Origin of the sequence: Lysinibacillus sp. NPDC056220, from assembly GCF_049315265.1 — a bacterium.
GTDB classification, from domain to species: domain Bacteria; phylum Bacillota; class Bacilli; order Bacillales_A; family Planococcaceae; genus Lysinibacillus; species Lysinibacillus pinottii.
In genome coordinates this window covers 295593-321655 of record NZ_JBMOXD010000002.1, presented here as the reverse complement: position 1 = coordinate 321655, position 26063 = coordinate 295593, and the positions used below count along the sequence as shown (strand labels likewise).

29 protein-coding genes and 2 other annotated features are annotated in these 26063 nt (G+C 38.5%); of the genes, 1 reads left to right on the top strand and 28 read right to left on the bottom strand.

Annotated elements, in window-relative coordinates; genetic code table 11:
* Positions 1-113 precede the first annotated feature (113 nt).
* Positions 114-647 carry a transcription repressor NadR gene (locus ACOZBY_RS06600; protein ID WP_012295454.1) on the top strand — a complete coding sequence of 178 codons (534 nt, stop codon included), beginning with the start codon at positions 114-116 and terminating at the stop codon, positions 645-647.
* 77 nt (positions 648-724) lie between these two features.
* Here the strand turns inward: ACOZBY_RS06600 and ACOZBY_RS06595 are convergent, their stop codons facing one another.
* From ACOZBY_RS06595 to hemC, 28 genes are all read right to left on the bottom strand, one after another.
* Positions 725-1117, bottom strand: a complete 393-nt coding sequence (locus tag ACOZBY_RS06595; protein WP_012295455.1) for a thiol-disulfide oxidoreductase DCC family protein — start codon at positions 1115-1117, stop codon at positions 725-727.
* A gap of 21 nt (positions 1118-1138) precedes the next feature.
* Complete coding sequence (gene pheA / locus ACOZBY_RS06590; RefSeq protein WP_099805926.1) at positions 1139-2017, bottom strand: prephenate dehydratase; 879 nt, start codon at positions 2015-2017, stop codon at positions 1139-1141.
* Positions 2018-2198: 181 nt separating this feature from the next.
* Positions 2199-2654, bottom strand: a complete 456-nt coding sequence (locus ACOZBY_RS06585) for an ACT domain-containing protein (RefSeq protein ID WP_004226679.1) — start codon at positions 2652-2654, stop codon at positions 2199-2201.
* Positions 2655-2678: 24 nt separating this feature from the next.
* The gene (gene obgE / locus ACOZBY_RS06580; RefSeq protein ID WP_036162247.1) at positions 2679-3968 is read right to left on the bottom strand and encodes a GTPase ObgE; all 1290 of its coding nucleotides are present in this window, start codon (positions 3966-3968) and stop codon (positions 2679-2681) included.
* A gap of 5 nt (positions 3969-3973) precedes the next feature.
* Positions 3974-4501, bottom strand: a complete 528-nt coding sequence (locus ACOZBY_RS06575; protein ID WP_031419294.1) for a Spo0B domain-containing protein — start codon at positions 4499-4501, stop codon at positions 3974-3976.
* Positions 4502-4843: 342 nt separating this feature from the next.
* The gene (gene rpmA / locus ACOZBY_RS06570) at positions 4844-5143 is read right to left on the bottom strand and encodes a 50S ribosomal protein L27 (RefSeq protein ID WP_004226673.1); all 300 of its coding nucleotides are present in this window, start codon (positions 5141-5143) and stop codon (positions 4844-4846) included.
* A complete protein-coding gene (locus ACOZBY_RS06565; protein WP_031419295.1) occupies positions 5140-5496 on the bottom strand; it encodes a ribosomal-processing cysteine protease Prp in 357 nt (118 codons plus the stop codon). Before ACOZBY_RS06565 ends, rpmA begins: the two co-directional genes overlap by 4 nt.
* Positions 5497-5512: 16 nt before the next feature.
* Positions 5513-5821: a 50S ribosomal protein L21 gene (gene rplU / locus ACOZBY_RS06560; protein ID WP_012295462.1), complete on the bottom strand. Its 309-nt coding sequence runs from the start codon at positions 5819-5821 to the stop codon at positions 5513-5515.
* Positions 5822-5835: 14 nt separating this feature from the next.
* Positions 5836-5917: a sequence feature (ribosomal protein L21 leader region), on the bottom strand.
* Between the two features lie 45 nt (positions 5918-5962).
* On the bottom strand, positions 5963-6574 hold the full coding sequence (locus ACOZBY_RS06555; RefSeq protein WP_031419296.1) for a stage IV sporulation protein FB: 612 nt from the start codon (positions 6572-6574) through the stop codon (positions 5963-5965).
* Positions 6564-7118 (bottom strand): peptidoglycan DD-metalloendopeptidase family protein, encoded by a 555-nt coding sequence (locus tag ACOZBY_RS06550; RefSeq protein WP_422761828.1) that lies wholly within the window; start codon positions 7116-7118, stop codon positions 6564-6566. Before ACOZBY_RS06550 ends, ACOZBY_RS06555 begins: the two co-directional genes overlap by 11 nt.
* 88 nt (positions 7119-7206) lie before the next feature.
* A complete protein-coding gene (gene minD, locus ACOZBY_RS06545) occupies positions 7207-8004 on the bottom strand; it encodes a septum site-determining protein MinD (protein WP_012295465.1) in 798 nt (265 codons plus the stop codon).
* A gap of 1 nt (position 8005) precedes the next feature.
* Positions 8006-8674 (bottom strand): septum site-determining protein MinC, encoded by a 669-nt coding sequence (minC, locus tag ACOZBY_RS06540; RefSeq protein ID WP_012295466.1) that lies wholly within the window; start codon positions 8672-8674, stop codon positions 8006-8008.
* 27 nt (positions 8675-8701) lie between these two features.
* Complete coding sequence (mreD, locus tag ACOZBY_RS06535; RefSeq protein WP_004226656.1) at positions 8702-9226, bottom strand: rod shape-determining protein MreD; 525 nt, start codon at positions 9224-9226, stop codon at positions 8702-8704.
* Positions 9226-10140 (bottom strand): rod shape-determining protein MreC, encoded by a 915-nt coding sequence (gene mreC, locus ACOZBY_RS06530; protein ID WP_031419298.1) that lies wholly within the window; start codon positions 10138-10140, stop codon positions 9226-9228. The genes mreD and mreC overlap by 1 nt, the downstream gene beginning before the upstream one ends.
* Positions 10141-10153: 13 nt before the next feature.
* Positions 10154-11173 carry a rod shape-determining protein gene (locus ACOZBY_RS06525; RefSeq protein WP_012295469.1) on the bottom strand — a complete coding sequence of 340 codons (1020 nt, stop codon included), beginning with the start codon at positions 11171-11173 and terminating at the stop codon, positions 10154-10156.
* 591 nt (positions 11174-11764) lie between these two features.
* On the bottom strand, positions 11765-12436 hold the full coding sequence (radC, locus tag ACOZBY_RS06520; RefSeq protein ID WP_012295470.1) for a RadC family protein: 672 nt from the start codon (positions 12434-12436) through the stop codon (positions 11765-11767).
* A 33-nt stretch (positions 12437-12469) separates the two neighbouring features.
* Positions 12470-13063, bottom strand: coding sequence for a Maf family protein (locus ACOZBY_RS06515; RefSeq protein WP_012295471.1), 594 nt, complete (start codon positions 13061-13063; stop codon positions 12470-12472).
* Positions 13064-13160: 97 nt separating this feature from the next.
* Positions 13161-13805, bottom strand: a complete 645-nt coding sequence (locus ACOZBY_RS06510) for a hypothetical protein (RefSeq protein WP_422761825.1) — start codon at positions 13803-13805, stop codon at positions 13161-13163.
* Between the two features lie 179 nt (positions 13806-13984).
* Positions 13985-15235: a bifunctional folylpolyglutamate synthase/dihydrofolate synthase gene (locus ACOZBY_RS06505; protein ID WP_422761823.1), complete on the bottom strand. Its 1251-nt coding sequence runs from the start codon at positions 15233-15235 to the stop codon at positions 13985-13987.
* A complete protein-coding gene (locus ACOZBY_RS06500; RefSeq protein ID WP_080717373.1) occupies positions 15232-16512 on the bottom strand; it encodes a bifunctional folylpolyglutamate synthase/dihydrofolate synthase in 1281 nt (426 codons plus the stop codon). Before ACOZBY_RS06500 ends, ACOZBY_RS06505 begins: the two co-directional genes overlap by 4 nt.
* A 137-nt stretch (positions 16513-16649) precedes the next feature.
* Positions 16650-17048 carry a hypothetical protein gene (locus ACOZBY_RS06495; RefSeq protein WP_031419303.1) on the bottom strand — a complete coding sequence of 133 codons (399 nt, stop codon included), beginning with the start codon at positions 17046-17048 and terminating at the stop codon, positions 16650-16652.
* Between the two features lie 251 nt (positions 17049-17299).
* Entirely contained in the window at positions 17300-19945 is a 2646-nt protein-coding gene (locus ACOZBY_RS06490) for a valine--tRNA ligase (protein ID WP_012295476.1), read from the bottom strand.
* Positions 19946-20017: 72 nt separating this feature from the next.
* Positions 20018-20275 (bottom strand) — a binding site (T-box leader).
* A 273-nt stretch (positions 20276-20548) separates the two neighbouring features.
* A complete protein-coding gene (locus tag ACOZBY_RS06485; RefSeq protein ID WP_289449641.1) occupies positions 20549-21229 on the bottom strand; it encodes a valyl-tRNA synthetase in 681 nt (226 codons plus the stop codon).
* 174 nt (positions 21230-21403) lie between these two features.
* Entirely contained in the window at positions 21404-21850 is a 447-nt protein-coding gene (locus ACOZBY_RS06480) for a CoxG family protein (RefSeq protein ID WP_012295478.1), read from the bottom strand.
* Between the two features lie 241 nt (positions 21851-22091).
* Positions 22092-23384, bottom strand: a complete 1293-nt coding sequence (gene hemL / locus ACOZBY_RS06475; RefSeq protein WP_031419306.1) for a glutamate-1-semialdehyde 2,1-aminomutase — start codon at positions 23382-23384, stop codon at positions 22092-22094.
* Positions 23385-24365, bottom strand: a complete 981-nt coding sequence (hemB, locus tag ACOZBY_RS06470) for a porphobilinogen synthase (protein WP_012295480.1) — start codon at positions 24363-24365, stop codon at positions 23385-23387.
* Entirely contained in the window at positions 24362-25123 is a 762-nt protein-coding gene (locus tag ACOZBY_RS06465) for a uroporphyrinogen-III synthase (protein ID WP_012295481.1), read from the bottom strand. Before ACOZBY_RS06465 ends, hemB begins: the two co-directional genes overlap by 4 nt.
* Positions 25113-26045: a hydroxymethylbilane synthase gene (gene hemC, locus ACOZBY_RS06460; RefSeq protein ID WP_012295482.1), complete on the bottom strand. Its 933-nt coding sequence runs from the start codon at positions 26043-26045 to the stop codon at positions 25113-25115. Before hemC ends, ACOZBY_RS06465 begins: the two co-directional genes overlap by 11 nt.
* Positions 26046-26063: the final 18 nt, after the last annotated feature.

Below are 26063 nucleotides of genomic sequence, written 5' to 3'. Positions count from 1 at the left end.
ATATGTTCAATGTTTCATTTGGATACAAAAATTTCAACAAGTTAGAAATGCTTCATGGTACACTAACCTATAGGGAATACTGTTTCCATTATTACGGGCAGAGGTGATCTCTTATGAAAAAAATGTTAGGCGAGGAACGCCGACTGCAACTATTAGCGCAATTAAAAAAAAGTAAAACACCTATAACAGGGACAGACTTAGCTAAATTCGCCAATGTTTCTAGGCAAGTTATCGTCAATGATATGACTTTATTAAAGGCAAGAAACGAACCCATTATCGCTACGAGTCAGGGTTATCTTTATATGCATCAGGAACAATTACAGCAAACTGTTGAACGCACATTTCCATGCATACACACATCTGAACAAACAGAGGACGAGCTAATGACGATTGTAGATTGTGGTGGCACAGTCAAAAATGTTATGGTTGAACATCCTATTTATGGTGAGTTAACTGCCTCAATCATGGTGTCAAACCGTCATGAGGTAACACAATTTATCGAACGGGTTAATGCCACTCAGGCTAATTACTTATCTGCACTAACGGGTGGCATTCATCTTCATGTCATTACAGCCCCCTCTGTTGAAGTATTAACGTTAATTGAACAAGCCTTACAAAAAAAGGGCTATTTGGTAACAGACCAATAAAATAAAAAAGCACAGTATTTGCTCATACTGTGCTTCAATGTGTGTTTCGAGTATTCCTCTCCCTTTACCCCAACCTATTAGGAAAGAAATCGTTGTCTTTGTGAAGGTGTAGGTAATAGACATTCCTTTTTTGTACCAAATAAACGATAGCGGTGCTTAGCAAACCTTCTATACAACGCATTGCGAATAATTGGAGGCACTAGGATGAAAAGATAATAACAAAGCCAAATCTTCTCCAAATTTCTGCATATTTTTAAGGCTGCTGTCGATTCAACATATGCTTTCCCATTTTCAATGAGGATTACACTATCTATATTCTCAGATATTTTGAACTGTCGGAGCAATGTTTGCCCGACATCACTTTGTAACGAAGCAAATTGAAAATAGCCTGCTTGATCATGTTTGATAATAAATTGAACGCTGCTATCACAAAAGTTACAAATACCATCAAATAAAATAATCCCACGCATTCTATTTCCCCCTTATAGCTATTATGCTTCGTCAGACGTAAGATACGTAAAGTATGTACCGAGTGACTTTACTTTGCAACCTAGTGCAGCTAGTTCTTCCATTGCACCGCGCATCATCGGTACTTTTTCATCCGCTAACACATCTATCATGAAGAAATAATCCCCTAGTCCTGTTTTCAATGGACGCGATTCAATTTTACTTAAATTCAGTTGACGCCATGCAAAGACAGATAGCACTTGATGCAATGCCCCTGAACGGTCAGTCGGCAATGTAATCATTAAAGTTGTTTTCGCTTGCCCATTTGAAAGTTCTTGTGGCAATCGTTGGTTTTGCTTAGACAGAACAAAGAAACGAGTATGGTTAAAATGGAAATCATGGATATTGGACTCTACTATTTCAAGGCCATATTTTTCTGCGGCAGCTGCATTTCCAACCGCTGCTATACATTGTTCTGGGTTTTCAGATACGTATTTTGCGGCAGCTGCTGTTGAAGTTGTTTGTTGTAGTGGTACATGACTGAAACGATAAAATAAATATTTATGGCATTGTGCTAGAGCATGTGGATGGGAATAGACCCCTTCAATGGACTGCCAATTATCTTTTTGTGCTTTATTGACCATTAAATGCTGCTGTATTTTCAGTAATAATTCACCTGTTACATATAGTGATGCTTCATGGAATAAATAATCAAGTGTAAGCGTAACTGAACCTTCTAAGGCATTTTCTAATGGTACAACGGCTAGATCTACCTTTCCCTCTGCTACTGCCTCAATACATTCAGGAATCGTTGCACAGGGTACAAGCCACTCATTTGGAAAAGTAGCCTTTGTTGCTAAGTATGTAAATGATGCTTCCGGTCCTAAATATGCGATTCGATTTCTCCATTGTTGCTTTGTCATTGCAAAAACCTCCTTTATGGAATAAGGAGCAGTCCCTAGCGATGATGTATCACTGAGGGACAGCTCCTTATTTGAGCTTTGGTATCGTATTATTACTCCAGTGCTTCAAGAGCATATGGATTATTAAACACGATAATTGTCATTTTTGTCAAAAATTAAAGGATCGAACACCTTACTATGATTATAAAGCACCAGAACTAATGACTTCCGCTGACTCAACAAAATCTAACCGTTTTAATTGCTGGATTAGGTCATCAAGATCACATGTCATACTTGTTACATCTAGTGATAATGTAACATTGGCACGTCCCTGAATAGGGATTGTTTGATGAATCGTCAATACGTTACAATGTGTAATTGTCACAGTTTCTAGAAGCTTAGCAAGTGTTCCTTTTCTATCTTGAAGCTGTAAAAAGACTGTTAAAATGCGTTCCTGCACGATTGAATGAAAAGGAAAAACCGCATCACGATATTTGTAAAACGCACTTCGCGATAAATCCACCTGCTTTACCGCATCCCAAATGGAAGATACTGAACCACTTGATAATAAGTGTTTCGCCTCCAAAGTTTTTTGCATTGCATCCGTTAAAACATCCTCACGAACTAAATAATATCGCTGATTCGCAACATTCTTCATACGCTTCCCCCTAAAACTCATGTCTTAATCGACAAATTCAAATTCAAACTCTTGTAGGCGAACTGTATCGCCATCCTGTGCTCCACGTTCACGTAGAGCCTCGTCCACACCCATTGCACGCAATTGACGAGCAAAACGACGTATTCCATCTTCACGGCTAAAGTCCGTCATTTTAAATAAACGTTCAATGGCATAGCCACTAATAATAAATGTACCATCATCGTCACGAGTGATTTCAAAATCTTCACCTTTTGCCTCATGCTTGTACATAACCGTTGCGTCTGATTGTTCCTCTACTTCATCATACAGTGGGAATTCAGGCGTTACTTCTAATAGATCCGCAATAGCAAACAATAGCTCTTTTAATCCTTGACGAGAAACAGCAGAAATTGGGAAAATCTGAACGTCTTCCCCTACCTTTTGGCGGAATGCTGTTAAGTTTTCCTCTGCATCTGGCATATCCATTTTATTGGCTACAATAATTTGTGGACGCTCTGTTAACCGAAGATTATATTGTTTTAGTTCTTCATTGATTGTTAAATAATCCTCATATGGATCGCGACCTTCCATTCCTGACATATCAATCACATGGACAATAACGCGTGTACGTTCAATATGTCGTAAAAATTGGTGGCCTAATCCTACCCCTTCATGAGCTCCCTCAATTAGCCCTGGTAAATCTGCCATCGCAAAGCTTCGGTGATCATCTGTTTCAATCATGCCTAAGTTCGGTACAATTGTCGTGAAATGATACGCACCAATTTTTGGCTTAGCAGCAGAAACAACAGATAAAAGTGTTGATTTACCAACACTTGGGAAACCAACTAATCCTACATCTGCTAAAACTTTTAACTCTAATATAACATTTAATTCTTGTCCTGGCTCACCTTTTTCAGAAAGTTCTGGCGCTGGGTTGGCAGGTGTTGCAAAGCGAGAATTTCCACGTCCACCTCGCCCTGCTTTCGCAATAACGGCTCTTTGCCCATGCTCGACTAAGTCAGCAATAACAGCATTTGTTTCTTCATTCATAACCACTGTACCTGGTGGAACTTTAACAATTAAATCTTCCGCATTTTTACCGTGCATGCCTTTACTCATACCATGCTCGCCACGCGGTGCTTTAAAATGGCGTTTATAGCGGAAATCCATTAACGTACGTAAGCCTTCCTCTACTTCAAATACGACATTCCCGCCATGTCCACCATCTCCACCAGCTGGACCACCATTCGGTACATATTTTTCTCGGCGAAAGGCAACCATGCCATCTCCGCCGTCTCCACCTTTAACATAAATCTTTACGTGATCGACAAACATTTAGTTCACTCCCTATTTGCACTCAAGACATATTGCCAGCGTGTATTTGTCTGCTCAATTGTTTGAATGTCGAATTGTTTCAAACCTTTTTCGGTGAATGCATCAGCACTCCATAACCCATTTAGCGTGAATGTCACGGCAAATGTATGATCGTCAACACGTACATCAAGCGTTAGGATCTGCTCTGTAAATGGATCTAATGTATCATAAACATGCATAACTGTTTTGTTTAAGTAATCTACAACTTCCTGATCAATCTCATTGGTCACAGGCTTTTTTATCTCGCCGTTTATTTTCCAAGTGAAGGAAGGGAAACGCCATCCTGCTGTTTGGAGCCATTCAATTGTTTGTGGTAATTGTAGTCGATTGAGGATAGAAAACACTCTTAACTGTTCTGAAAAATGCTGAATAAGTTCCTTTGATTCATCAACTCTACCTAAATCTAAATTCATGCGAATCAATTGCAGTTGATTCACAAAATCATGATTTGCAAAACGTAATACTTCACTAATGGTTAGTGATTGATTGTTCATCCCATTCACTCCAATAAAGTTATCTTTACTAGTATAACAAGTTTTGCTGTATTTTTCCCTTAATTCTTTATTCAATTATCCCTGAGCATATTTGAATAAAGAATCAGTTTGCTTTGGACCAACAAGATGTTGATTAGTCCTTGCCTCAAGGCATGGCTACCATAGACAGAATTCCTTTATTTCGATGGTTTTAACTCTACTGAAATAAAATGAAAACCGTCATCACCTTGAGCTATTGATCCACGTTTAATTCTACAGTCGTCTGTTGAAAGAGGCTGAAATTTAGCCAAAAAAAGGACTGCAATAAATGCAGTCCTCCGCTTTATGATATCTTATAAAAGATTAAGCTTCTTGTGGTGCTGGGTATACAGATACTTGTTTGCGATCGCGACCTAAACGTTCGAATTTAACAACGCCGTCAACTTTAGCAAATAGTGTATCGTCACCACCACGACCTACGTTTGTACCTGGGTAAATTTTTGTACCGCGTTGACGGTAAAGAATTGAACCACCAGTTACGAATTGGCCATCAGCACGTTTAGCACCAAGTCGTTTAGACTCAGAGTCACGTCCGTTTTTAGTAGAACCTACCCCTTTTTTCGATGCAAAAAGTTGAAGGTCTAATGCTAATAATAATTTCATCGAGTTCCACCTCCTACTTGGTTGTAGTTGATTTGGATGTATTGTCCGTAATTCTGCACCATAGAATACACTTGGGCAGTCATTACTTGAACAATTAACTGTAGTTTTGCATCTACTTCAGGCTCTAAATCTGTTGGAAGATCCACCTTAAGATAGCCTCCACCTTCAGCAGCTTGTTCGACTTCTGGTTGAATTTGTAATAATGCATAAATAGCATTTACCGTACCAATGGCAATGGTAGATGCTCCTGCACATACTAAATCTTTCCCAGATTCATCGTACCCAGCATGTCCTGAAAATTCGAATGCTGACACATGTCTATTTTCATCATGATGAATCGTAACTTGTATCATTCGCTACACCTCACTATTAAGCGTTGATTGCTTCAACAACTAATTTTGTGTAAGGTTGACGGTGACCTTGTTTACGACGGTAGTTCTTTTTAGCTTTCAATTTGAAAACAACGATTTTTTTCGCACGGCCTTCTTTAACAACTTTCGCTGTTACAGTAGCACCATCTACGAATGGAGCACCAACTTTAACGTTTTCGCCACCTACGAATAAAACTTTATCAAAAGTTACAACCTCGTCAGCTTCTACGCCTAATTTTTCAACGTAGATTTCTTGACCAGCTTCTACTTTGATTTGTTTACCACCAGTTTCAATAATTGCGTACATTTTACTGCACCTCCTCTTAAACTCAGACTCGCCTGTTTTATAAAGGTGATCTTATAGTAAGATACTTATACCTTCCCAGAGCGGTTGTAGTAGCACGGGTGCTACAAACAATAACATTAAAATATTACCACACGGCTTTTTTTAAGTCAATCTATTCATAACATATTTTTCAAAAGCTATACGATATTTTCGGTAACGCCATTCTTTTAAAACTTGTAGCCAAATGAATAAACAAATAATTGCTAAAAAAATAGATTGCGGTAGGAAATTTAAAGTTATCAGAAATAATGTAGTGGCCACTATGAAGGACAGCCAATAATACACTTCCACCACTTGAGCTTTTGGAAAATTTAAGAATAACCACGCTAACAATATCCTACCACCATCTAATGGTAGGATGGGGATCATATTCACTAATAATAGCACAAGTTGAACACTAATAAGCTTACCTGCAATTAGTTCAGGCATAAAAAAAGCGAGGCCAATCCCCAAGATAGTAGCGATTGGTCCTCCTAATGCAATCCATAGGAGTGACGATGCTTGCACAACCGCTGGATTTTCAAATTGTATTTCCCCCCCGTAAGGTGTAATAACACATGATTTCACTCTTACGCCGCACAGTAAAGCTACTAATAAATGACCTGCTTCATGCCACAATAGCGAGAAAAAAATAATAGCGTAATAAGCAAGTTGTCCACTAAAAATCATGACAAATACGAGAGGAATACAAAGAAGATGTAATTTAATCTTCATTAGTCTCCATCGTTTCCAACCATTGTACAATTTGCTCTAAATCGTAATGGCTATCTCCCTTTTCAATGGAAAGATAAAGTTGCCCAGCTTCTTTCATACCAATCAAATCATTTGCCTGTATAGATGTATACGGAAGCTGTGCTAAGCTATCTAGCATGCCATAAGAGACGGTTGTACCATCATCATAACTAATGGTCATAGTCTTACCAGTATATTTGGTATGACCTGTGAACACGACTAAACCATTCTGTCCGGCATAAACTGGTAAACCAACATCGTACTGCAATAAATATCCCTCTTTAAAAACCTGGGCATTAGCAAATGTTAAAAGATCTACTTGCCCGACATCACTAGATACTGTAATGGTTTCATTTTCTTTGTCGAACCAACTTTGCCCTAGCTCACTTAAGTACGTTAAATCTGCCGAGGTTGTTACCATTTTTCGAATAGGAGTATCAACTACACCCTGATCTTCTAAACGAATTACAAGCATAGTTGCTGCCACAAGTAGTATCGTGATAAACCATTTCCATTTTTTAAACAAGCCCTCATCCTTTTTTCCACACTATATGTGATTGCATGTCCAAACATGCAAAAAACCTTCTCGCACAATTGCACGAAAAGGTTTTAATTTATCTTGAAAATAATGATTTAAGTTTTGAAAACATACCTCTTTGCTCATCTTGAATAGCCATTAATGGAACCGATTCGCCCAGAATACGACGTGCAATATTTCGATAGCCCAAAGATGCTTTATTAGCAGGGTCCATTACGATTGGTTCTCCTTTATTGGAAGATGAAATAACACCTTCACTATCAACAATAATTCCTAATAAATCGATAGACAAATGGGTTGTAATTTCATTAACATCCAAAGTGTCACCGCTCTTCATCATATGTTGTCGAATACGATTGATGATGAGCTTAGGAGCAGTTATGTCTTCCTGTTCTAATAAACCAATAATTCGATCTGCATCTCGAACAGCAGAAATTTCAGGTGTTGTGACAACAATCGCATGATCTGCACCTGCTACGGCATTTCTATAGCCTTGTTCAATACCTGCCGGACAATCTATTAATACATAATCATAGTCCCTTTTTAATTCCTCTACTAAGCTCTTCATTTGCTCAGGGGTAACAGCATTTTTATCTGTCGTTTGAGCAGCAGGTAATAAAAATAGTTTATCATCCACGCGCTTATCTTTAATCAATGCTTGATGTATTTTACAGCGCCCTTCTACTACATCTACTAGGTCATAAATAATACGATTTTCTAGGCCTAAAATAACATCTAAATTACGCAGGCCAATATCTGTATCAACTAAACATACTTTTTTACCTTGTAGAGCCAATGCAGTCCCAAGGTTAGCCGATGTCGTTGTTTTTCCGACACCACCTTTACCCGAAGTTATGACGATCGCTTCTCCCACACTAGCTTCCTCCCTTAGACACATTTAACAATGGTCGAATATTTTTTAAGGCGTGAATTTGATCGTACGTAATGCGTCCATCGTAACCAATAAATGCACAAGTCATTTCTGCTTGATTAATTTCTTTCACATGCTCATCTGACATTGCTTCCACTTGATCAGCAATCATAATATGCGTAGCTTCAAATTGAGAGGCAGCAATGATTGCTTCCTTATTGCCCTGTACACCAGCATGCACGATTCCTTTTAGTTTACCTAAGACATACACATTGCCACCAGCTTCAACCCGACCGTTTGGATTGACATTTCCTACAATGATAATGTCCCCAGACGAACGTAGAATCTGCCCTGATCTGACCACACCTAAATATGTATCTTGTTGACTTTCAATCATTTTCTGGTTGCTTTCATGGACAGTCAGTACTTCGCTTTGTACACTCGCTACAATGAGTTGCTCTGTTTCTTGCACAATATGGATAAGCTCATCGATCTGTTCATCAGTACAGTATCGATAGCCTAAGTATAATTGTACATCTACTTTACCATCGATACCGCCTTCTAACACTTTTTTCTTTAATTCTTCTACTAAATCGCTATAAGCACATTGGTCGTCAAGACGCAGTACAAATCCGTCCTTCGTTCCCTTCATATTAACTAATTGTTTTTTCATGAATGCCTCACCTCACGTTGTTCTTTGTTAAGAAACCTCACGTGCTCTCTGTAAGACACGCGCATTAATTAGATACTTGAAGGCCCAACCAAGAATCATTAAAAATAAAGCATTTGCAATGATTGTTGGCAGTAGTCGTGAACGTAAGAAATCTGCTAAAGGTATTGCTGTAAAATCGATCAAGAAGAAAAATTGATAGAGTATAAATTCTAAAATGGCTACTAACACAACTGAAATAGTTGTTGTTACGACTAAGTGCTGATGTATAACTTTCACGATAGACCCTGCTAAAAAACATATAAGTGGATATAGAACTGAATATAATCCAATAATATCAATGTAAAACACATCATACAAGACACCAAAAAAAAGTCCATACATTACCGCGCGTTGACGGCTGTAATAGATGGAGATAAAAATGAGATATAAGATTAAAAAACGCGGTACTAGAAAATACACTTCCCCCTTAATTTCAATTGGAGAAAGCATCGCAAACTCTGGTTCTAGCAAGAATAGTAAAACCGCCACAGAAGGAATGAGAAAACGAACCATCATTCCGCCTCCTCTTCATTCGTATCTTGCGGGTTTGTTAAATCTTCGTTCGTTGAGCTACCATCTGAACCATCAATAACTGTAGATGTACGCTTAGCAATAACAACATGCTCTAAAATCGAAAAATCAGCAGATGGTCTGACATACGCCATTTTTGTTAAGCCGTGATCATCTGTACTAACCTCTGTAATTTCTCCGATAGGGACACCTTTAGGGAAAATACCTCCGAGTCCTGAAGAAACTACCTGCTCGCCTTCTTTAACCTTAAAACTAGAATCGATTCGCTTCATAATGAGTTCATTACGTTCTTCATCAAAGCCCTCGATTAAACCGTATGCTTCTTTTTCACCTAACACCATTGCAGAAACACGATAGTTAGGATTATTTGTATTTAAAAGCTCTACCTCAGAAGTGAAAGGCGTCACTAGTGTAATTTTCCCAACTAGCCCCTTCGCCGTCATAACTGCCATGTTTTTTTGAACTCCATGAGAAGATCCTTTGTCTAAAATGATTTTCTCTTCCCATTGGTCAGGATTTCTAGCAATCACTGTTGCTTGAATAGGATTATACGCCTTTAAGCTCTCACTTTTATCCAAAAGCTCACGAAGCTTTTTATTCTCTGATTTTAAATCCGTAGCCTCAGCTTGTACAACTGCAAAATCTTCTAAGCGTGCTTTTAAACGTTTATTTTCTTCGTACGTGTTTAAGAGGGAGTCAATACTATTAAAAATACCATTAACATAATTCGCCGGCTTCGCAACAAGCGATTGTGCGACGCCGACAGTATCTTTAATAATTTGCTCTGGTAAAGTAGCATTCGTCCGATCACGTAATGAGAAGCTAATCAATGCCACAAGAAAAACCATGCCTACGAGCAGCAAAATTACTTTCTTATTGAAAAAAAAATGTGGCATTGCCTAAACCTCCTTACCCTTTAACCTGTTGTTGACGAATTAAGTCCATATGATCTAAAGCTTTACCCGTACCAATTGCTACACAGTCTAAAGGATCTTCTGCGATAAATACTGGCATATTTGTTTCTTTACTAATCACTTTATCTAAGTTTGTTAATAGTGCGCCACCGCCAGTTAATACGATACCGCGCTCCATCACGTCCGCAGATAATTCGGGAGGTGTCTGTTCTAATGTTTTTCGAACGCCATCAATAATTGATGCAACTGCTTCGCGTAATGACTCAGAAATTTCTTGTGAAGAGATTTCAATTGTTTTTGGTAAACCTGTTAGAAGGTCACGACCTCTAATTTCCATCTTCTCTTCTGGTCCTTCAGCTAATGCCGTACCAATTTCCATTTTTACCGCTTCTGCAGTACGTTCACCAATTGTTAAATTATACGTTTTACGGATATATGAAATGATAGATTGATCCATTGCGTCCCCACCAACACGTACGGACTCACTTGTTACAATACCGCCTAGTGAAATAACAGCTACTTCTGTTGTACCACCGCCGATGTCAACTACCATTGACCCTGTTGGATCCCATACTGGTAAATTTGATCCGATTGCCGCTGCAAATGGCTCTTCGATTGTGAAAGCCTCTTTTGCGCCCGCTTGTCGAGCTGCATCAATAACCGCACGTTGTTCCACTGAAGTAATACCATAAGGCACACAAATCATAACATTTGGTTTTTTCCAATTGCCGCCAGAATTTTTAGAGGCTTCTCTTAAATAATACTGAATCATTGCTGTCGTAATATCGAAATCAGCGATAACGCCATCTTTCATTGGGCGAATTGCTACGATTGAGCCAGGTGTACGACCAATCATATTTTTAGCATCATTACCAACGGCAACGATATCTCCCGTTTTCGTATTTTTTGCTACTACTGAAGGTTCGCGTAAAACGATTCCCTTTCCTTTAATAAACACTAATGTATTCGCTGTGCCGAGGTCAATCCCGACATCTTTGCTTCCTAGTCCAAACAAATTGTGTACTCCCTTTCTATTTAAGCCATACTTTCATTGACATCCATTATCTTTGACAGTCATGTATAGGAATTTGAATTGTATAAAAATACAATTGACTCCTCCTCAAAACCCATAACACTCCGCCAAAGTTTTTATCTTCATCAGTTAGTGTTTCACACCTTGAAAAAACTACACACTTATTTAGCTCACCATCATTTTCGATGGGAGTCTTTCCTGAATCAAGATAAAATTCATACCCTTCATTATAACGGAAAAGCGCAAGAATTTGTAGTGTCACATACTTTATCTCGCAGAAAAGATACTATTTTAATTCCCTCTTAAACTAAAAATAGTACGTATAGATTAGCATATAATTTTTATTCTCATAAGACAATGTGTATCAAGCTACCAATTTTTGTGAAGATAATATCAGTTTCTAGAATACATTAACGATTTGAATCGAAAAAGGTTCGCCATTAAACCACAAAAAAATACAAAAATTTTAGGAAAATGCCTCTATTGTCATAGCGATAAGATATTCAAATTTGATTGTAAAGCTCTCCTAAGACATCTAATCAAACTAAAAAACTCTGCAAATTTCTTGCAGAGTTAAAAATACCCTTTTTCCTTCAAACTAATGAATTGGTGATCGCCGATAATTACATGATCAATTAATTCAATCCCCATAATATAACCAGCCTCTTCAATTCGCTTTGTGACCTCAATGTCCTCCTCACTTGGAGTTGGTACTCCACTAGGATGATTATGCGCACAAATAATTGAAGCAGCAGATCGCTTCACTGCTTCTCGAAAAATTTCCCGTGGGTGCACGATAGAGGCATTTAAGCTGCCAATGAAAATCGTTTGTCTGTGAATGATTTGGTTTTTGATATTTAAAAAAAGAACAACAAAATGTTCCTGATTAAGGGAAGTCATGTCAGGCATTAAATAAGCAGCCGCATCTTGTGGAGAACGAATTGTAAATTTTTCATCATTTTGTTTTTGAGCGAGTCGTCGACCAAGTTCAATGGCGGCTAATAATTGAATAGCCTTTACCTCACCGATTCCTTTAATAGCTACCATTTCCTCAATGGTAGCATGTTTTAAATAATGGAGACGTTCGAAAACAGTTAATACTCTATTCGCGAGGACAAGAACGGATTCTTCTTTTGTGCCAGTCCTCAATAAAATAGCAATTAGCTCTTGATTGGATAGACTTTCTGCCCCTTGTCGCATTAGTCTTTCACGCGGGCGATCTTCCAAATGAACATCACGTAACATCAAAGTAGGTAAAGCTTTATCTAGCAAAAATGCTCACTCCTTCGCATATTGGACTATTTGTAGGTTGACCAATTGCGAAAACAACGCTGCAAGTGGTAAACCTACAACATTGTTATAATCTCCTTCAATTCGTTTCACTAAAAGTGTGCCTAACGTCTGAATACCATAGCCTCCTGCTTTATCGAAAGGATCTCCAGAATCGACATAGGCTTCAATCAATACCTTCGATAGAGGATGAAAAACAACTGTGGTTTCTTCCACAAAGAGGTTTTCCTTCCCATTAGGTTCAATAATAGCGACCGCTGTCATCACGACGTGTTTACGGTCTGATAAACGTAATAAATGAGCAATAGCTTCCTCACGAGATTTTGGTTTATGTAGCAGCTCATCATTGTCGACAACAATTGTATCAGCACCAATGATTGTTGCATTGGATACTTTTTTCGCTACATCTCGTGTTTTTAAGAGGGCTACTCCTTTTACATATTCCTGCATGGAACTTGCTTGTACACTTGTTTCTTCAACTTCACTTGTCATGACCTCAAACGGAAGTGCTAACATTTCTAACAATTCCTTTCTTCTTGGTGAAGCAGAGGCAAGTATAAGCTTGTGGTTTGTTTTTAACATGATCCGACCATCCTTCCTTATCCTTATGATACAGAAGAATGTTCGATTTGAAAATTTTCTAAAAATCAAGATAATAATGATTTACTATCTTTTACTTTTAAAATTTCACTTGGAGACAAGTATTTTTCGCCTGATAATGAGCAAAAACTTGCAAACGGATGACGCTGACATCGTTAGAAATAGTAGAGGCAGCCGCTCCAATTGATTGCCAATCCTCAGGTAAAGTTGAATCCTTCCCGTTTTCCTTAAAATTTAATTTTGTAGCTTTTTTGTCTGCTAATGCTGTTGGCAGTTCTACAAGGGTTGGCTCTTTACAGCTTTCACCACTAACACTAAATGCTTTTTTAAAGGTTGCGGGGTCCTGTAAAAATTTAAGCTGACTTTCTTCATTTACCATGCTTGTCCAAACATAAAACTTACCATCAACCTCAATAATGGCGCTCTCTTTTAATGCAGGATACTCTGCAACAAATGCACTTGCACTCTCATAGTTAGAATATACGCCTGCTTGACTAGCATAAAACATAGGTGCATTAGATGTACTGGTTGTCTCACCGGCAGTTGGAATGGTTTCTGATTGAGATTGATTAGTTGCCACATCACTACCCTTATTCTTTATCGGTAACTGGGTACTGGCTTGTAAAACACCTAAAAAAATGGCTACACCTAACAAACCCACAAATCCACCAATAATCATTGCCCGAAATATTTGTTTTTTCACCACATGACTTACAATTTTCATCCATCTATCACCTCATCCTTCCACCTATCCGTACACGTTTCAATAAAACGAGATTTCAATATATAAAAGTATATGTAGAATTAGTGGTGTAAATGCGAATTTAATGAGATTTGATTCATAACAAAAGCGGCATACATTCATAAAAAAACTAGGACTTCCTATTAGGAGCCCTAGTCATTTCATACTTTTAAGCTATTTCGTACTGCCGTTAATAAATATAATGAGCCAGATACAACCGTTCTTCGATTGCTGTCTGATTGTACCTGTAAAAATTGCACATAATCCACTAAGATATTTTTAGATGTTGCTTTGGAAAGACCCAGCAAATTTTGCGCAGCCATCGCTCTTGGATTATCAAAATCAACAAAATAAAATTCATCACTAACTTGCTCTAACAGTCGAAGAATTTGTTGAACATCTTTGTCTGCTAGTATGCCCACAACAAATGTGATTTGCTCTCCTGGAAACTCATTTTTTATCGTTTCTACTAATGTTTCAGCACTGGCTGGGTTATGCGCCCCATCGACAATAACAAATGGTATGATTTCTTCAAAACGGCCTAAAATAGCCGCTTTTTTCACAGCCTCTCGAACTGCTGTTTTTTTCACAGGCACATTAAAAAATGCTGCCACTTCAAGGAATGCTGAGATAGCAAGTGCCATATTATTGGCCTGATGAGGCCCTTTCATTGAACGTGTTAGATGGGAGAATTGGACATTTCGTCCGTCATTTAAATAACATTCTCCTTCAGTCGATGAGGATATTGAAAAATGTTGACCTATTTCATATACGTTGGCTTTTTTCTGAGCAGCCTCTGCATAAACAACACGCTTGGCATCTTCTGGCAAATTACCGATAATGACAGGGCGATTTTGTTTAATAATACCTGCTTTATGGCGCGCAATACTGTCAATTGTATTGCCCAAAAATTGGGTGTGCTCTAAAGCTATACTTGGGATAATGGAGACGATGGGTATGACCACATTCGTACTATCCAATAATCCCCCCATACCCGCTTCAATCAATGAAAGATCAACATCATTATTCACAAAATATAAAAATGCTGCCACAGTCAAAAGTTCAAAATCTGTTAGTTTCCCACTTAAACCGGCTGCATGCATTTGTCGAAAAACGGCATCCATATCAGCTTCGGTAATAGGTTGACCATCTATTTGAATTTGGTCGTGCACATCGACTATACAAGGTGACATAAATTTACCCACTCGTAATGTATGTTCTTTGGCGAGAGCCTCAAGAAAGGTTAATGTGGAGCCCTTCCCATTTGTGCCTGCCAAGTGTACAACATGTAAGGCTTGCTGAGGGTTTCCAACTAATAGCAAAGCCTCCTCCATCGCCACAAGACCAGGTTTTATGACATCATCACTGTGGACAGCCCACTTCTCTTTATAGTGATTGAATCCCGGTATCATCGTCCTTCCTCCTGTAGCCACTGGCGAACATTCGCTATGAAATATAAAGAACCGGTAATCACAACAACATCCTCTTCAGCTCTTTCACGTAGTACAGTTTGTACAGATTCCATCCAATCCTCATGGTACGATTTATTGGCATTCGTTGATAATATGGATAAATCTTTAGCAGGCATTGCATTGGGTAGGTTAATTTGTGTAAAAGTAATTGACGTTGCAACATCATCCATTAGTGCAATACTATTTGCGTGATCCTTATCTGCTAATGCTGCATACACAAAACGATAATGGCTTTTTGGAAATACATTTTTAAGTGTTTGGATAAGTGCAGCAGTCCCCTCTGAATTATGGGCACCATCTAAAACAATTTTTTGTGGCCATTGTTCGAAGCGACCAGCCCAATGTGCATATAGAAGTCCATGCCGAATGGATTGGTCTGACAGGGTAATGGCTCCCTCTTCCCGTAATGCGAGGATTGCTGTAATGGCAAGGCTTGCATTATTGATTTGATGGGGACCAGCCATTTTTAAAGCTATATCAGTCATTACAATATTACTCTTTTCATACGTGAATTGCTGAACGTCTGTACCTTGTAAAATATCTGAAACAGTAAAATCTTGTCCTAAAATGAAGCATTGAGCCTGTTGTGCATCTGCTGTTTGTTTTATAACAGCTAATGCTTCTTCATTGCTAACCCCTATAACAACCGGAACACCCTTTTTTATGATGCCAGCCTTTTCAGAGGCAACCTTGGCAAATGTATCACCTAAAAAGGCAGTATGCTCAAGTGAAATTGTCGTAATAATTGCTAGTAGTGGCGACACGACATTGGTTGCATCTAAACGCCCTCCAAGCCCCGTTTCAATAAGCGCTATATCAATTCCCTGATCGGCAAAAAATTGAAACATTACTAGTGTTACTACTTCAAAAAAGCTTGGAAAATCTCCATTATACTGTTCTTCTATAATCTTAGCTAGTTTATTGAAATAGTATAAAAATTGTTCATCAGTTATCGGCTCACCATTAATGGTCATCCTTTCATTAACTCGCTCTAAATGTGGGGAAGTAAATGCCCCTACTTGGTACCCAGCGTGTTGTAGCATTTCTCTAAGGGCATTCACTGTAGAACCCTTTCCATTCGAACCGGCCACATGAATCACGCGTAGTTTATTGTGAGGATTCTCTAAATGTGCTAGTACTTCTTTCATTAGTACAAGCGGTGCACGTTTATGGTCAACGGCTTTTAGGGTAAAAATAAATTCCGTACATTCGTTCATTGTGTTAAACAAAAGAAACACTCCCTCTTACTGCAATATCTCTATTTTAGTACAAGTAACATTTAATAACATAGATTAATGACAAAAAAATAGAAAAAACACACAGCTAGCTACTGCGTGTTTGATAAGTAATTCTGTTAATGTACTTGGTGAGTCCCTAGCAGAGCACCCATATTGTCCAAAATAATTCTTGCATCATTGTTTAATAAAGGTATAACATCAGGACGTTGTACTAATTCAAAAGAATTTTTTAATGTTCTTTTTAACATTGAAATATCAAAATTCGAGCAATACTCATTTATTCTATTGATGATTAACATATCTGCCCGTGATAGTTTTGTACACTCCTGTTGAGTTTGCCTATTTGCTAATACATGTTTAATAAGCACACGCGCACTGGTATTTAATAAACGATAATTTTTCGCTTCTGATAATTTTACTAGATTTGTTTCAATTAATACCCTTGCACTAACAAAATCTAAGTCATCACATGCTTTATTGACTTTCGTAATATAGGTTGTCATATTACCTGTCATTTTCACATCTCCATTCATACCTCAAACCCGCAAAAAAACGTTCAATTGCCATAGCTATTTCATTACAGATCATTTTTCTCGATTACACAACATCATATTAGGCTTTGTTTCCTACTACATTAATAAACACCCTCACCTATTAGACTAATTATTCTAAATAGTACTATATATTTTTACCCATTTCAACGCATAACTTTTGCTCCATATAAAAAAAGCAATGGATGACTTTATTGTCATCCATTGCTCAACTATTACATATTTTTTAGTTCTTCTAAACGTTTTAATACAACCGCGTGCTTACTTTCATAATCTGCTAATTTTTCACGTTCAACATTTACTAATGCCTCAGGTGCTTTCGATACGAACTTTTCATTTGATAGCTTACCTGTCACTAACTTTACTTCTTTCGCCCATTTCTCTAACTCTTTTTCAAGACGAGCGATTTCTTCCTCTAAATTAATTAGCCCAACAAGTGGTAGGAAAACTTGGGCACCTGTAATAACTGCTGTCATCGATTGACCTGGTGCCTCTAAACCTTCACCAATTGTTAACGTATCTGGATTACAGAATTTCTCTAAATAAGCTTTATTCGCTTCAAGTACTGCCACTGTTGCAGCATCTTTCGCAGAGATAAACAACGGCACTTTTTTGCTCATTGGCGTGTTTACTTCCGCACGAATATTACGAACTGAACGTATAATATCCATTAGGAGCTTCATATTATCTGATTCGTCAGCAAAATGAAGATCCGTGCGTACTGTTGGCCATGCAGCTACTGTAATTGATTCTCCATCATGTGGTAAGTGTTGCCAAATTTCTTCTGTAATGAATGGCATAAATGGATGTAATAGACGCATCGTTTGATCGAGTACGTACGCTAAAATAGAACGAGTTGTCTTTTTAGCAGCTTCATCCTCACCATAAAGTGGTAACTTCGCCATTTCAATATACCAAGAACAGAAATCATCCCAAATGAAATTGTAAAGCTCACGACCAACTTCACCAAACTCATAGCGCTCTGCCAGAGATGTTACACGTTCAATTGTTTCATTTAAGCGTGTTAAAATCCATTTGTCAGCAACTGATTTTTCACCTGTTAAATCAATTTCATCATATGTCATTCCATCCATATTCATAAGTGCAAAACGGGATGCATTCCAAATCTTATTCGAAAAATTCCATACAGCCTCTACTTTCTCAGTAGTATAGCGTAAGTCTTGACCAGGTGATGAACCTGTTGCTAAGAAGTAGCGTAATGAGTCTGCACCATACTGCTCAATAACATCCATTGGATCTACACCATTGCCAAGTGACTTACTCATTTTTCGCCCTTCACCATCACGTACTAATCCGTGAATTAATACATCCTTGAATGGGCGTTGTTCTGTAAATTCAAGACCTTGGAAAATCATTCGAGATACCCAGAAGAAAATAATATCATAGCCTGTTACGAGTGTATTTGTTGGGTAATAACGTTTATATTCTTCATTTGCCTCGTCTGGCCAGCCCATTGTAGAAAACGGCCATAGTGCTGAAGAGAACCATGTATCTAGTACATCTTCATCCTGTGTCCAATTTTCTGCATCAACAGGTGCTTCTTTTCCTACGTAAATTTCACCTGTTTCATTATGGTACCAAGCTGGGATTTGATGGCCCCACCATAATTGACGAGAAATACACCAATCACGAATATTTTCCATCCAGCGAGAATAAGTGTTTTCAAAACGAGCTGGAACAAAGTTTACTTTACCTTCTTGGTCTTTTTGAAGCTCTAATGAAGAGTCTGCAAGTGGTTGCATTTTAACGAACCATTGTGCTGAAAGATATGGCTCTACAACAGCACCAGAGCGTTCAGAATGCCCTACTGAATGCATATGTTCTTCGATGCGTATTAACACGCCTGCTTCTTGTAAATCAGCAACAATTTGTTTACGGCATTCAAAACGGTCCATACCGTTGTATTTGCCAGCAAGTTCGTTCATTGTGCCATCTTCATTCATCACAAGGATACGCTCAAGGTTGTGACGATTACCAACTTCAAAGTCATTTGGATCATGTGCAGGTGTCATTTTTACAACCCCTGTTCCAAATTCCATATCAACATAGTCATCAGCTACAATCGGAATTTCGCGACCTACAATCGGTAAGATAACTGTTTTACCAATTAAATGCTGATAACGTTCATCTTTCGGGTGAACAGCTACTCCAGAGTCGCCAAGCATTGTCTCAGGACGTGTTGTCGCAACCTCTACATATCCTGAACCATCAGCCAAAGGATATTTCATATGATAGAAGGCACCCTGCACATCCTGGTAAATAACCTCAATATCAGACAATGCCGTTTTAGCAGCCGGATCCCAGTTAATAATGCGTTCACCACGATAGATTAAGCCTTTTTCATATAATTGAACAAATACTGTGTTAACTGCCTCTGAAAGACCTTTATCAAGTGTGAAACGCTCACGTGTGTAGTCTAATCCAAGGCCAAGCTTTGCCCATTGATCACGAATATGTCCAGCATATTCTTCTTTCCATTCCCATGTCTTCTCGAGGAATTTTTCACGTCCTAAATCATAACGTGTAATATTATCCTCACGTAGCTTTGCTTCTACTTTTGCCTGTGTAGCAATACCGGCATGGTCCATACCTGGTAACCAAAGTGCATCATATCCTTGCATACGCTTCATACGAATGAGGATGTCTTGTAAAGTCGTATCCCATGCATGACCAAGGTGTAATTTACCTGTTACGTTCGGTGGTGGAATAACAATTGAATAAGGTTTTTTCCCGCTTTCTGGCTGCGCCTCAAAAAATTTCCCTTGTAGCCACCATTCATAGCGACCGGCTTCAATGGACTGTGGGTCATATTTAGTTGGCATTGAAATGTTTTCTGTCATATTGACTCCTCCTAATGTTTGAAGACTATTGATAAAGCAATCACTTTACCAAATAAAAAAACTCCTCTCGTCTAAAAGGACGAAGGAGTTTTAGTTCGCGGTACCACCTTTAATTCCAGCAGCGGTTAAGAAAATGATCATCGAATACATTTCTCAGCCTTATCTACTGGCTCTTAATTCGGTAACGGTGTTTAACCGGCTTTAACTACTGTTAGTTCACTAAAGCTGCTCAAGGGCTACCTTCAATTAAGTACAAATAGAAACTTCTCAGCTACCGTTTCCTCTCTGAAAATGTAAGCATAATTTACTCTTCCCTATCATAGCATCTGTATTTAATTTTCCTTATTGTACCGCAAAAACGTGTAATTTTTCAAGTGATTTAGTCATCTTTTAATAAGAGTAAAGTAAATAGAAAAGGAAGTGAATTTTCAAATGCGTCGACGCAAGTATAACCCCTGGCTTTTACCACCTTGGATAAGGCAAGTTCGTTTTTACTGTAGAACGATTATCGTGCCGATTTGTTGTTTTCAGTTTATTCGTGTCATTATTGTTCCAACATCCGGTGATTTAATTTTCTTATTACTCTTGCTACTTCTCAGCTATTTACTTTTGAAAGACATCATTTGATACACGAACTTTAAGCGGTGTATATTCTTCTGTTAGATCCCAAATCATAGAAGGCACTTCATGCCAAGAGCTGGACTCACGTACAACAATATGACTTGAGGATTCTCTCAAAATTGTTTTTTGGTCAACTGTTGTAGTCTTCTCTTGTTGTGAAGCCGCTACTACTGCGGTAGTTTGTTTTTTCACTTGCGTGCTTTCTTCCAGCACAGCAAGTGTCTCTTCATGTTCAAAGGCACTGGCAGTAAAGGGCTGATTTTCGATCACATGGTCATTTTCAACAACTGGCTCATATTCGTTAAAAACGCTTGTGACTGTCCACTCGAGCTGACATTTCTGATTCGTCAAGCTCGGTCGAATATCTTTGACCATTATATCCTTCAGGTCTGATTCTTTTGGTAAATCGACATGTAATGGCACGGCATACTCAAAATAACCTGTATCTCCTTGGACATCTAGGGCATCAATTGAAATTAAATCCTCATCGCCTGTAAAAGCTTGCATATTTTGAAAATCGAAGCGTACATGTGCGGTGATATGATATATGCCTATTAGTCGAAGTGAATCCTCTAACTGCATTGCTTGCCACTGTGGCTTAATTTGCACTGCCGCTATTTCTGTTGGGCAACCGTACCCAGGAAAACAAAATGTTTCGCTCATGTTCCATGTTTTGTGTTCGATAATAATCCCTCCCTTTGCATCATATGTCTTATAAGGGGATAGTATGCTAGAAAGCTTCCTATTGAACAGTATAAAAAAGAGGCAATTAGTATAAAAATGGCATGCTAGAACATTACTTCTAGCATGCCATTTTTATGAATGTACTAACATCCGTTAAACATGTACTAATTTAATTTTATTCGCTACACGATCTGTTAATATTTGTGTTGCCTTTGGTACAATCGGCTTGAAAATCGGGTTTAAAACAGGGCCAGCTAACCCACCAGCAATCACTTCTAAGAAGCCTGTCATTTTTGTATTTTCAGCATCGATGCTTTCTGCAAGGAAATAGCCATTTCCTGTAAAATTATCAGAAAGACCTTTTAGTTCAAATGTTACTTTAGATGGGGCTACCCACTCCAAAATAATAATTTCTACTTCTACTGTTTTTTTCAGAACTCCAACATTTCCTTTAAAAGTCCATGTTGAATGTTTGTCATCAATCATTTCATGTGCGTTATAACCTGGGACAAGCTTTGCCCATTTCTCCATATCACTGACGAAATCCCATACATGTTCAATTCCTACGGGTACTTCGACTGTATGTGTGCCTGTTGCCATATTAATTCACTACTTTCTTTTATGAATAGCTATATTATAAACGATATCGTCCACATTTTGGCTATGCTGAAAGATATAATTTTGACAAAAGCAGGTCCTTCATCCAGTATAGATGATTGTCCCTGGTAGTTAATATATGCTATATTTTCTCTTTTGTTCTTTTATTGCTCAAGTACTACAATGACTTCTAACTTATATAAAAAGGGCATGCTAGAAAAAATCTAGCATGCCCTATAAAATTTTACTTAGCCAATTGAGCAAACACTTTATGGAATGCAGCTACTGTTTTAGCAATATGTTCTTCCGTATGAGCTGTCGAAATAAATAACCCTTCAAACTGAGATGGTGGTAGGAAAATTCCTTCCTCAGCCATCAATCGGAAGTATTCAGCAAATAAAGCTAAATCCGATGATTTTGCAGTTGCAAAATCAATTACCTCTTCATTCGTAAAGAAGAAGCCAATCATTGAACCCGCACGATTAACAGTGTGAGGAATATTGTATTTCGTCGCCGCTTCGCGGAAACCAGCCTCTAACTGATCGCCTAGTTGTTTAAAGTATTCATAAGTACTGCGATCTAAACGTGATAACGTTTCATAGCCTGCTGTCATAGCTAATGGATTTCCTGAAAGTGTACCTGCTTGATAAATTGGACCGGCTGGTGCTACTTGCTCCATAATTTCTTTTGTACCGGCAAAGGCTCCTACAGGAAGGCCGCCGCCAATTACTTTCCCTAACGTCGTTATATCAGGTGTAACTCCAAAATAACCTTGTGCACAACCATAATCGACACGGAAGCCCGTCATAACCTCATCAAAGATTAATAACGAACCATGTGTAGATGTTAATTCGCGTAAACCTTCTAAGAAACCTGATTGTGGTGGTACAACACCCATATTCCCTGCAACTGGCTCTACAATAACTGCTGCTAACTCGGCACCAAATTTTTCAAAAACAGCTTTAGCGCCTTCTAAATCATTATAGGCTACCGTTAACGTATTACGAGCAACATCTGCTGGTACTCCAGGGCTATCAGGAAGACCTAATGTGGCAACTCCAGATCCTGCTTTAATTAATAATGAATCACCATGACCATGATACGATCCTTCAAATTTTAAAATCTTATCACGACCTGTAACACCACGTGCTACACGTAATGCAGACATCGTAGCTTCTGTCCCTGAAGAAACAAAGCGAATCATTTCCATGCCTGGTAATCGATCTAATACTAATTGAGCTAATCGATTTTCTGTATAGGTTGGTGCACCAAAGGAAGAGCCTTTTGCCGCAGTTTCAGCAATTGCTTTGACAACCTCTGGATGAGTATGTCCTAAAATGAGTGGTCCCCAAGATAATACATAATCGATATATTCATTACCATCAATATCTTTAATAATAGCCCCATGGCCAGATTCCATAAAAATAGGGTCCATATTTACTGATTTGAATGCACGTACAGGGCTGTTAACACCTCCTGGCATTAACTGAACAGCTTCAGCATAGGCTTGTTTTGATTTTTCGTAAGAGCGTGTCATTTATTTCTCCTCCAACCAACGTGCAACATCTTTTGCATGATACGTAATAATTAAATCAGAGCCTGCACGTTTCATACCTAATAATGTTTCAAGCACAACTTTTTTCTCTTCAATCCAACCATTAATAGCAGCTGCTTTAATCATCGCATACTCACCTGAAACATTATACGCTACTAGTGGTAATGGATAATTATTTTTCATATCTCGGATAATATCTAAATAACTTAGGGCAGGCTTAACAATTAAGAAATCCGCCCCCTCTTCAATATCAGATTCTGCCTCACGGAATGCCTCTAATCGATTTGATGGGTCCATTTGATATGATTTACGATCACCAAATTGTGGTGCACCATCCGCCGCGTCACGGAATGGGCCATAGTAACTTGACGCATATTTCACCGCGTATGACATGATTGGAATATGTTCAAAGCCGGCTTCATCAAGCCCAGCACGAATCGCCGCAACAAAACCATCCATCATATTAGACGGAGCAATTATATCTGCGCCTGCCTTTACTTGTGATACTGCAGTGCGAGCTAAAACATCTAATGAAGGGTCATTTAAAATTTGATCGCCTTCAATTAGGCCGCAATGACCGTGATCCGTAAACTCACATAAGCATGTATCCGCAATGACCAAAAGCTCAGGGTGACGCGTTTTAATTAAGCGAGTCGCTTCTTGGACAATACCATGATCATGGAATGCACCAGTTCCAACAGCATCTTTTTCAGCTGGTAAACCAAATAAAATGACAGCTGGGATTCCTAATGCAACAACCTCATCAATTTCTGCTTCTAGTTTATCTAATGAAAATTGAAAAACACCAGGCATAGACTGTACTTCATTTTTAATATTTTCGCCCTCTATTACAAAAATAGGATAAATCAGGTCCTCTTTATGTAAGTATGTTTCTTTTACCATTGATCGCATCGTTGCATTGGCACGCAAACGACGATGTCTTTGAAATTGTAGTTTTGTCATGATTTGTCCCCTACTTTCATTAATTCTTCGATGACTGCTTGCATTGTATATACACTCGGCATAATATCCACAGTTGCACCGTATTGTTCAAGAGCCGCTTCCGTAATATGACCGATGGCTGCAACCCTTGTAGCCTGCCATCCAACATGTACCGCTACACTTTTTGCATATACATCTACAGCTGAAGGACTAGCAAAAATCACTGTGACGTCCTCATTGTGCTGAATGCAATTAATAATAGCTAACGTTTGATCTTGTCGTTCTATGGTTTCATAAACTGTCCATTCTTTTAAATTAAAGGGCAGTCCATCCTTCAACGTACTTTTCGCCTTTTCTCCACGAATAAACAGACAACTTGGATGGTCACCAGCTATATTTGGAAATTCCTTGACGAAAATATCAGCACTAAATACGGAAGGCATAAAGCTCACTTGAAATCCTAGATTTTCTAACGCTGTAGTTGTTTTAGTGCCAATGGAAGCAATTTTTGCGCGAAAATTTTTGGCACTTATTTGATGCCGTCCCATTTTATTAGCAAAGGCATCAACAGCATTTTGACTCGTAAAGATAACCCAGTCAAATTGAAGCGCACTATTCATTAGTTTTGCATCATTGTTGTCCATACGTTCGCATGTTTCAATTAATGGGGCAATTACTGCATGGCCACCTAAAGCTGCAATATCATCTACAATAGCTGTTGTTTTAGATGTACCTGTTAAAAGTACCGTTTTACCTCTTAAAGGTAAATCATTTTGCATCTTGCTCTGCCTTCACACGTTGAATTAAATCGAAGGCTCCTTGCTTCGTTAAAATAGTAGCGAGCTCTTCCCCTATTTTTTGTGCGTCCGAACCAACTACTGTTTCTTTATATACAACTGATGCATCAGGTGCAGCAACAAGGCCTGTTAAAGTAATTTCTTCCCCATTTGATGTGGCATAGCCAGCGATTGGTACTTGGCACCCGCCATCCATAGCCGCCAAGAATGCTCGTTCTGCATGTGCCTCTTGCCATGTTAATTGGTCTGTTAATTTAGCTAACTCGTCTAGTAGCTCGGTATCATCTTCACGGCATTCAATACCAAGAGAACCTTGTGCTACGGCTGGCAGGCAATCCTCCACTGATAAAAATTCAGTGACAACATCTTCACTCCAACCAAGTCGTTTTAAACCGGCTGCTGCTAAAATAATCGCGTCATATTCTTCGGTCTCAAGCTTAGCTAAACGTGTATCAACGTTCCCTCTAATCCATTTAATTTCAAGGTCAGGACGTACTGTTAGTAGCTGCGCACTACGACGTAAAGAACTTGTCCCGACTACAGCTCCTGCAGGTAGTTCAGAAAATTTAACATGTCCCTTCGAAATAAATGCGTCACGTGCATCTTCACGTGGAGGAATACAGCCAATTACTAAACCTTCCGGCAATACAGCAGGCATATCTTTCATAGAATGGACAGCAAAATCAATCTCTTTTTCGTAAAGGGCTTGTTCAATTTCTTTAACGAACAATCCTTTTCCGCCTACCTTTGAAAGCTGTACATCTAAAATCTGATCACCTTTTGTCACAATTTCTTTTACTTCAAATTCAAATGGAGCACCAGCAGCCTTTAATTCATTAATGAACCAATTTGTTTGCGTTAGTGCTAGCTTACTTCTCCTAGAACCTACAATAATTTTTCTCAACAGTCTCCAACCTTTCCT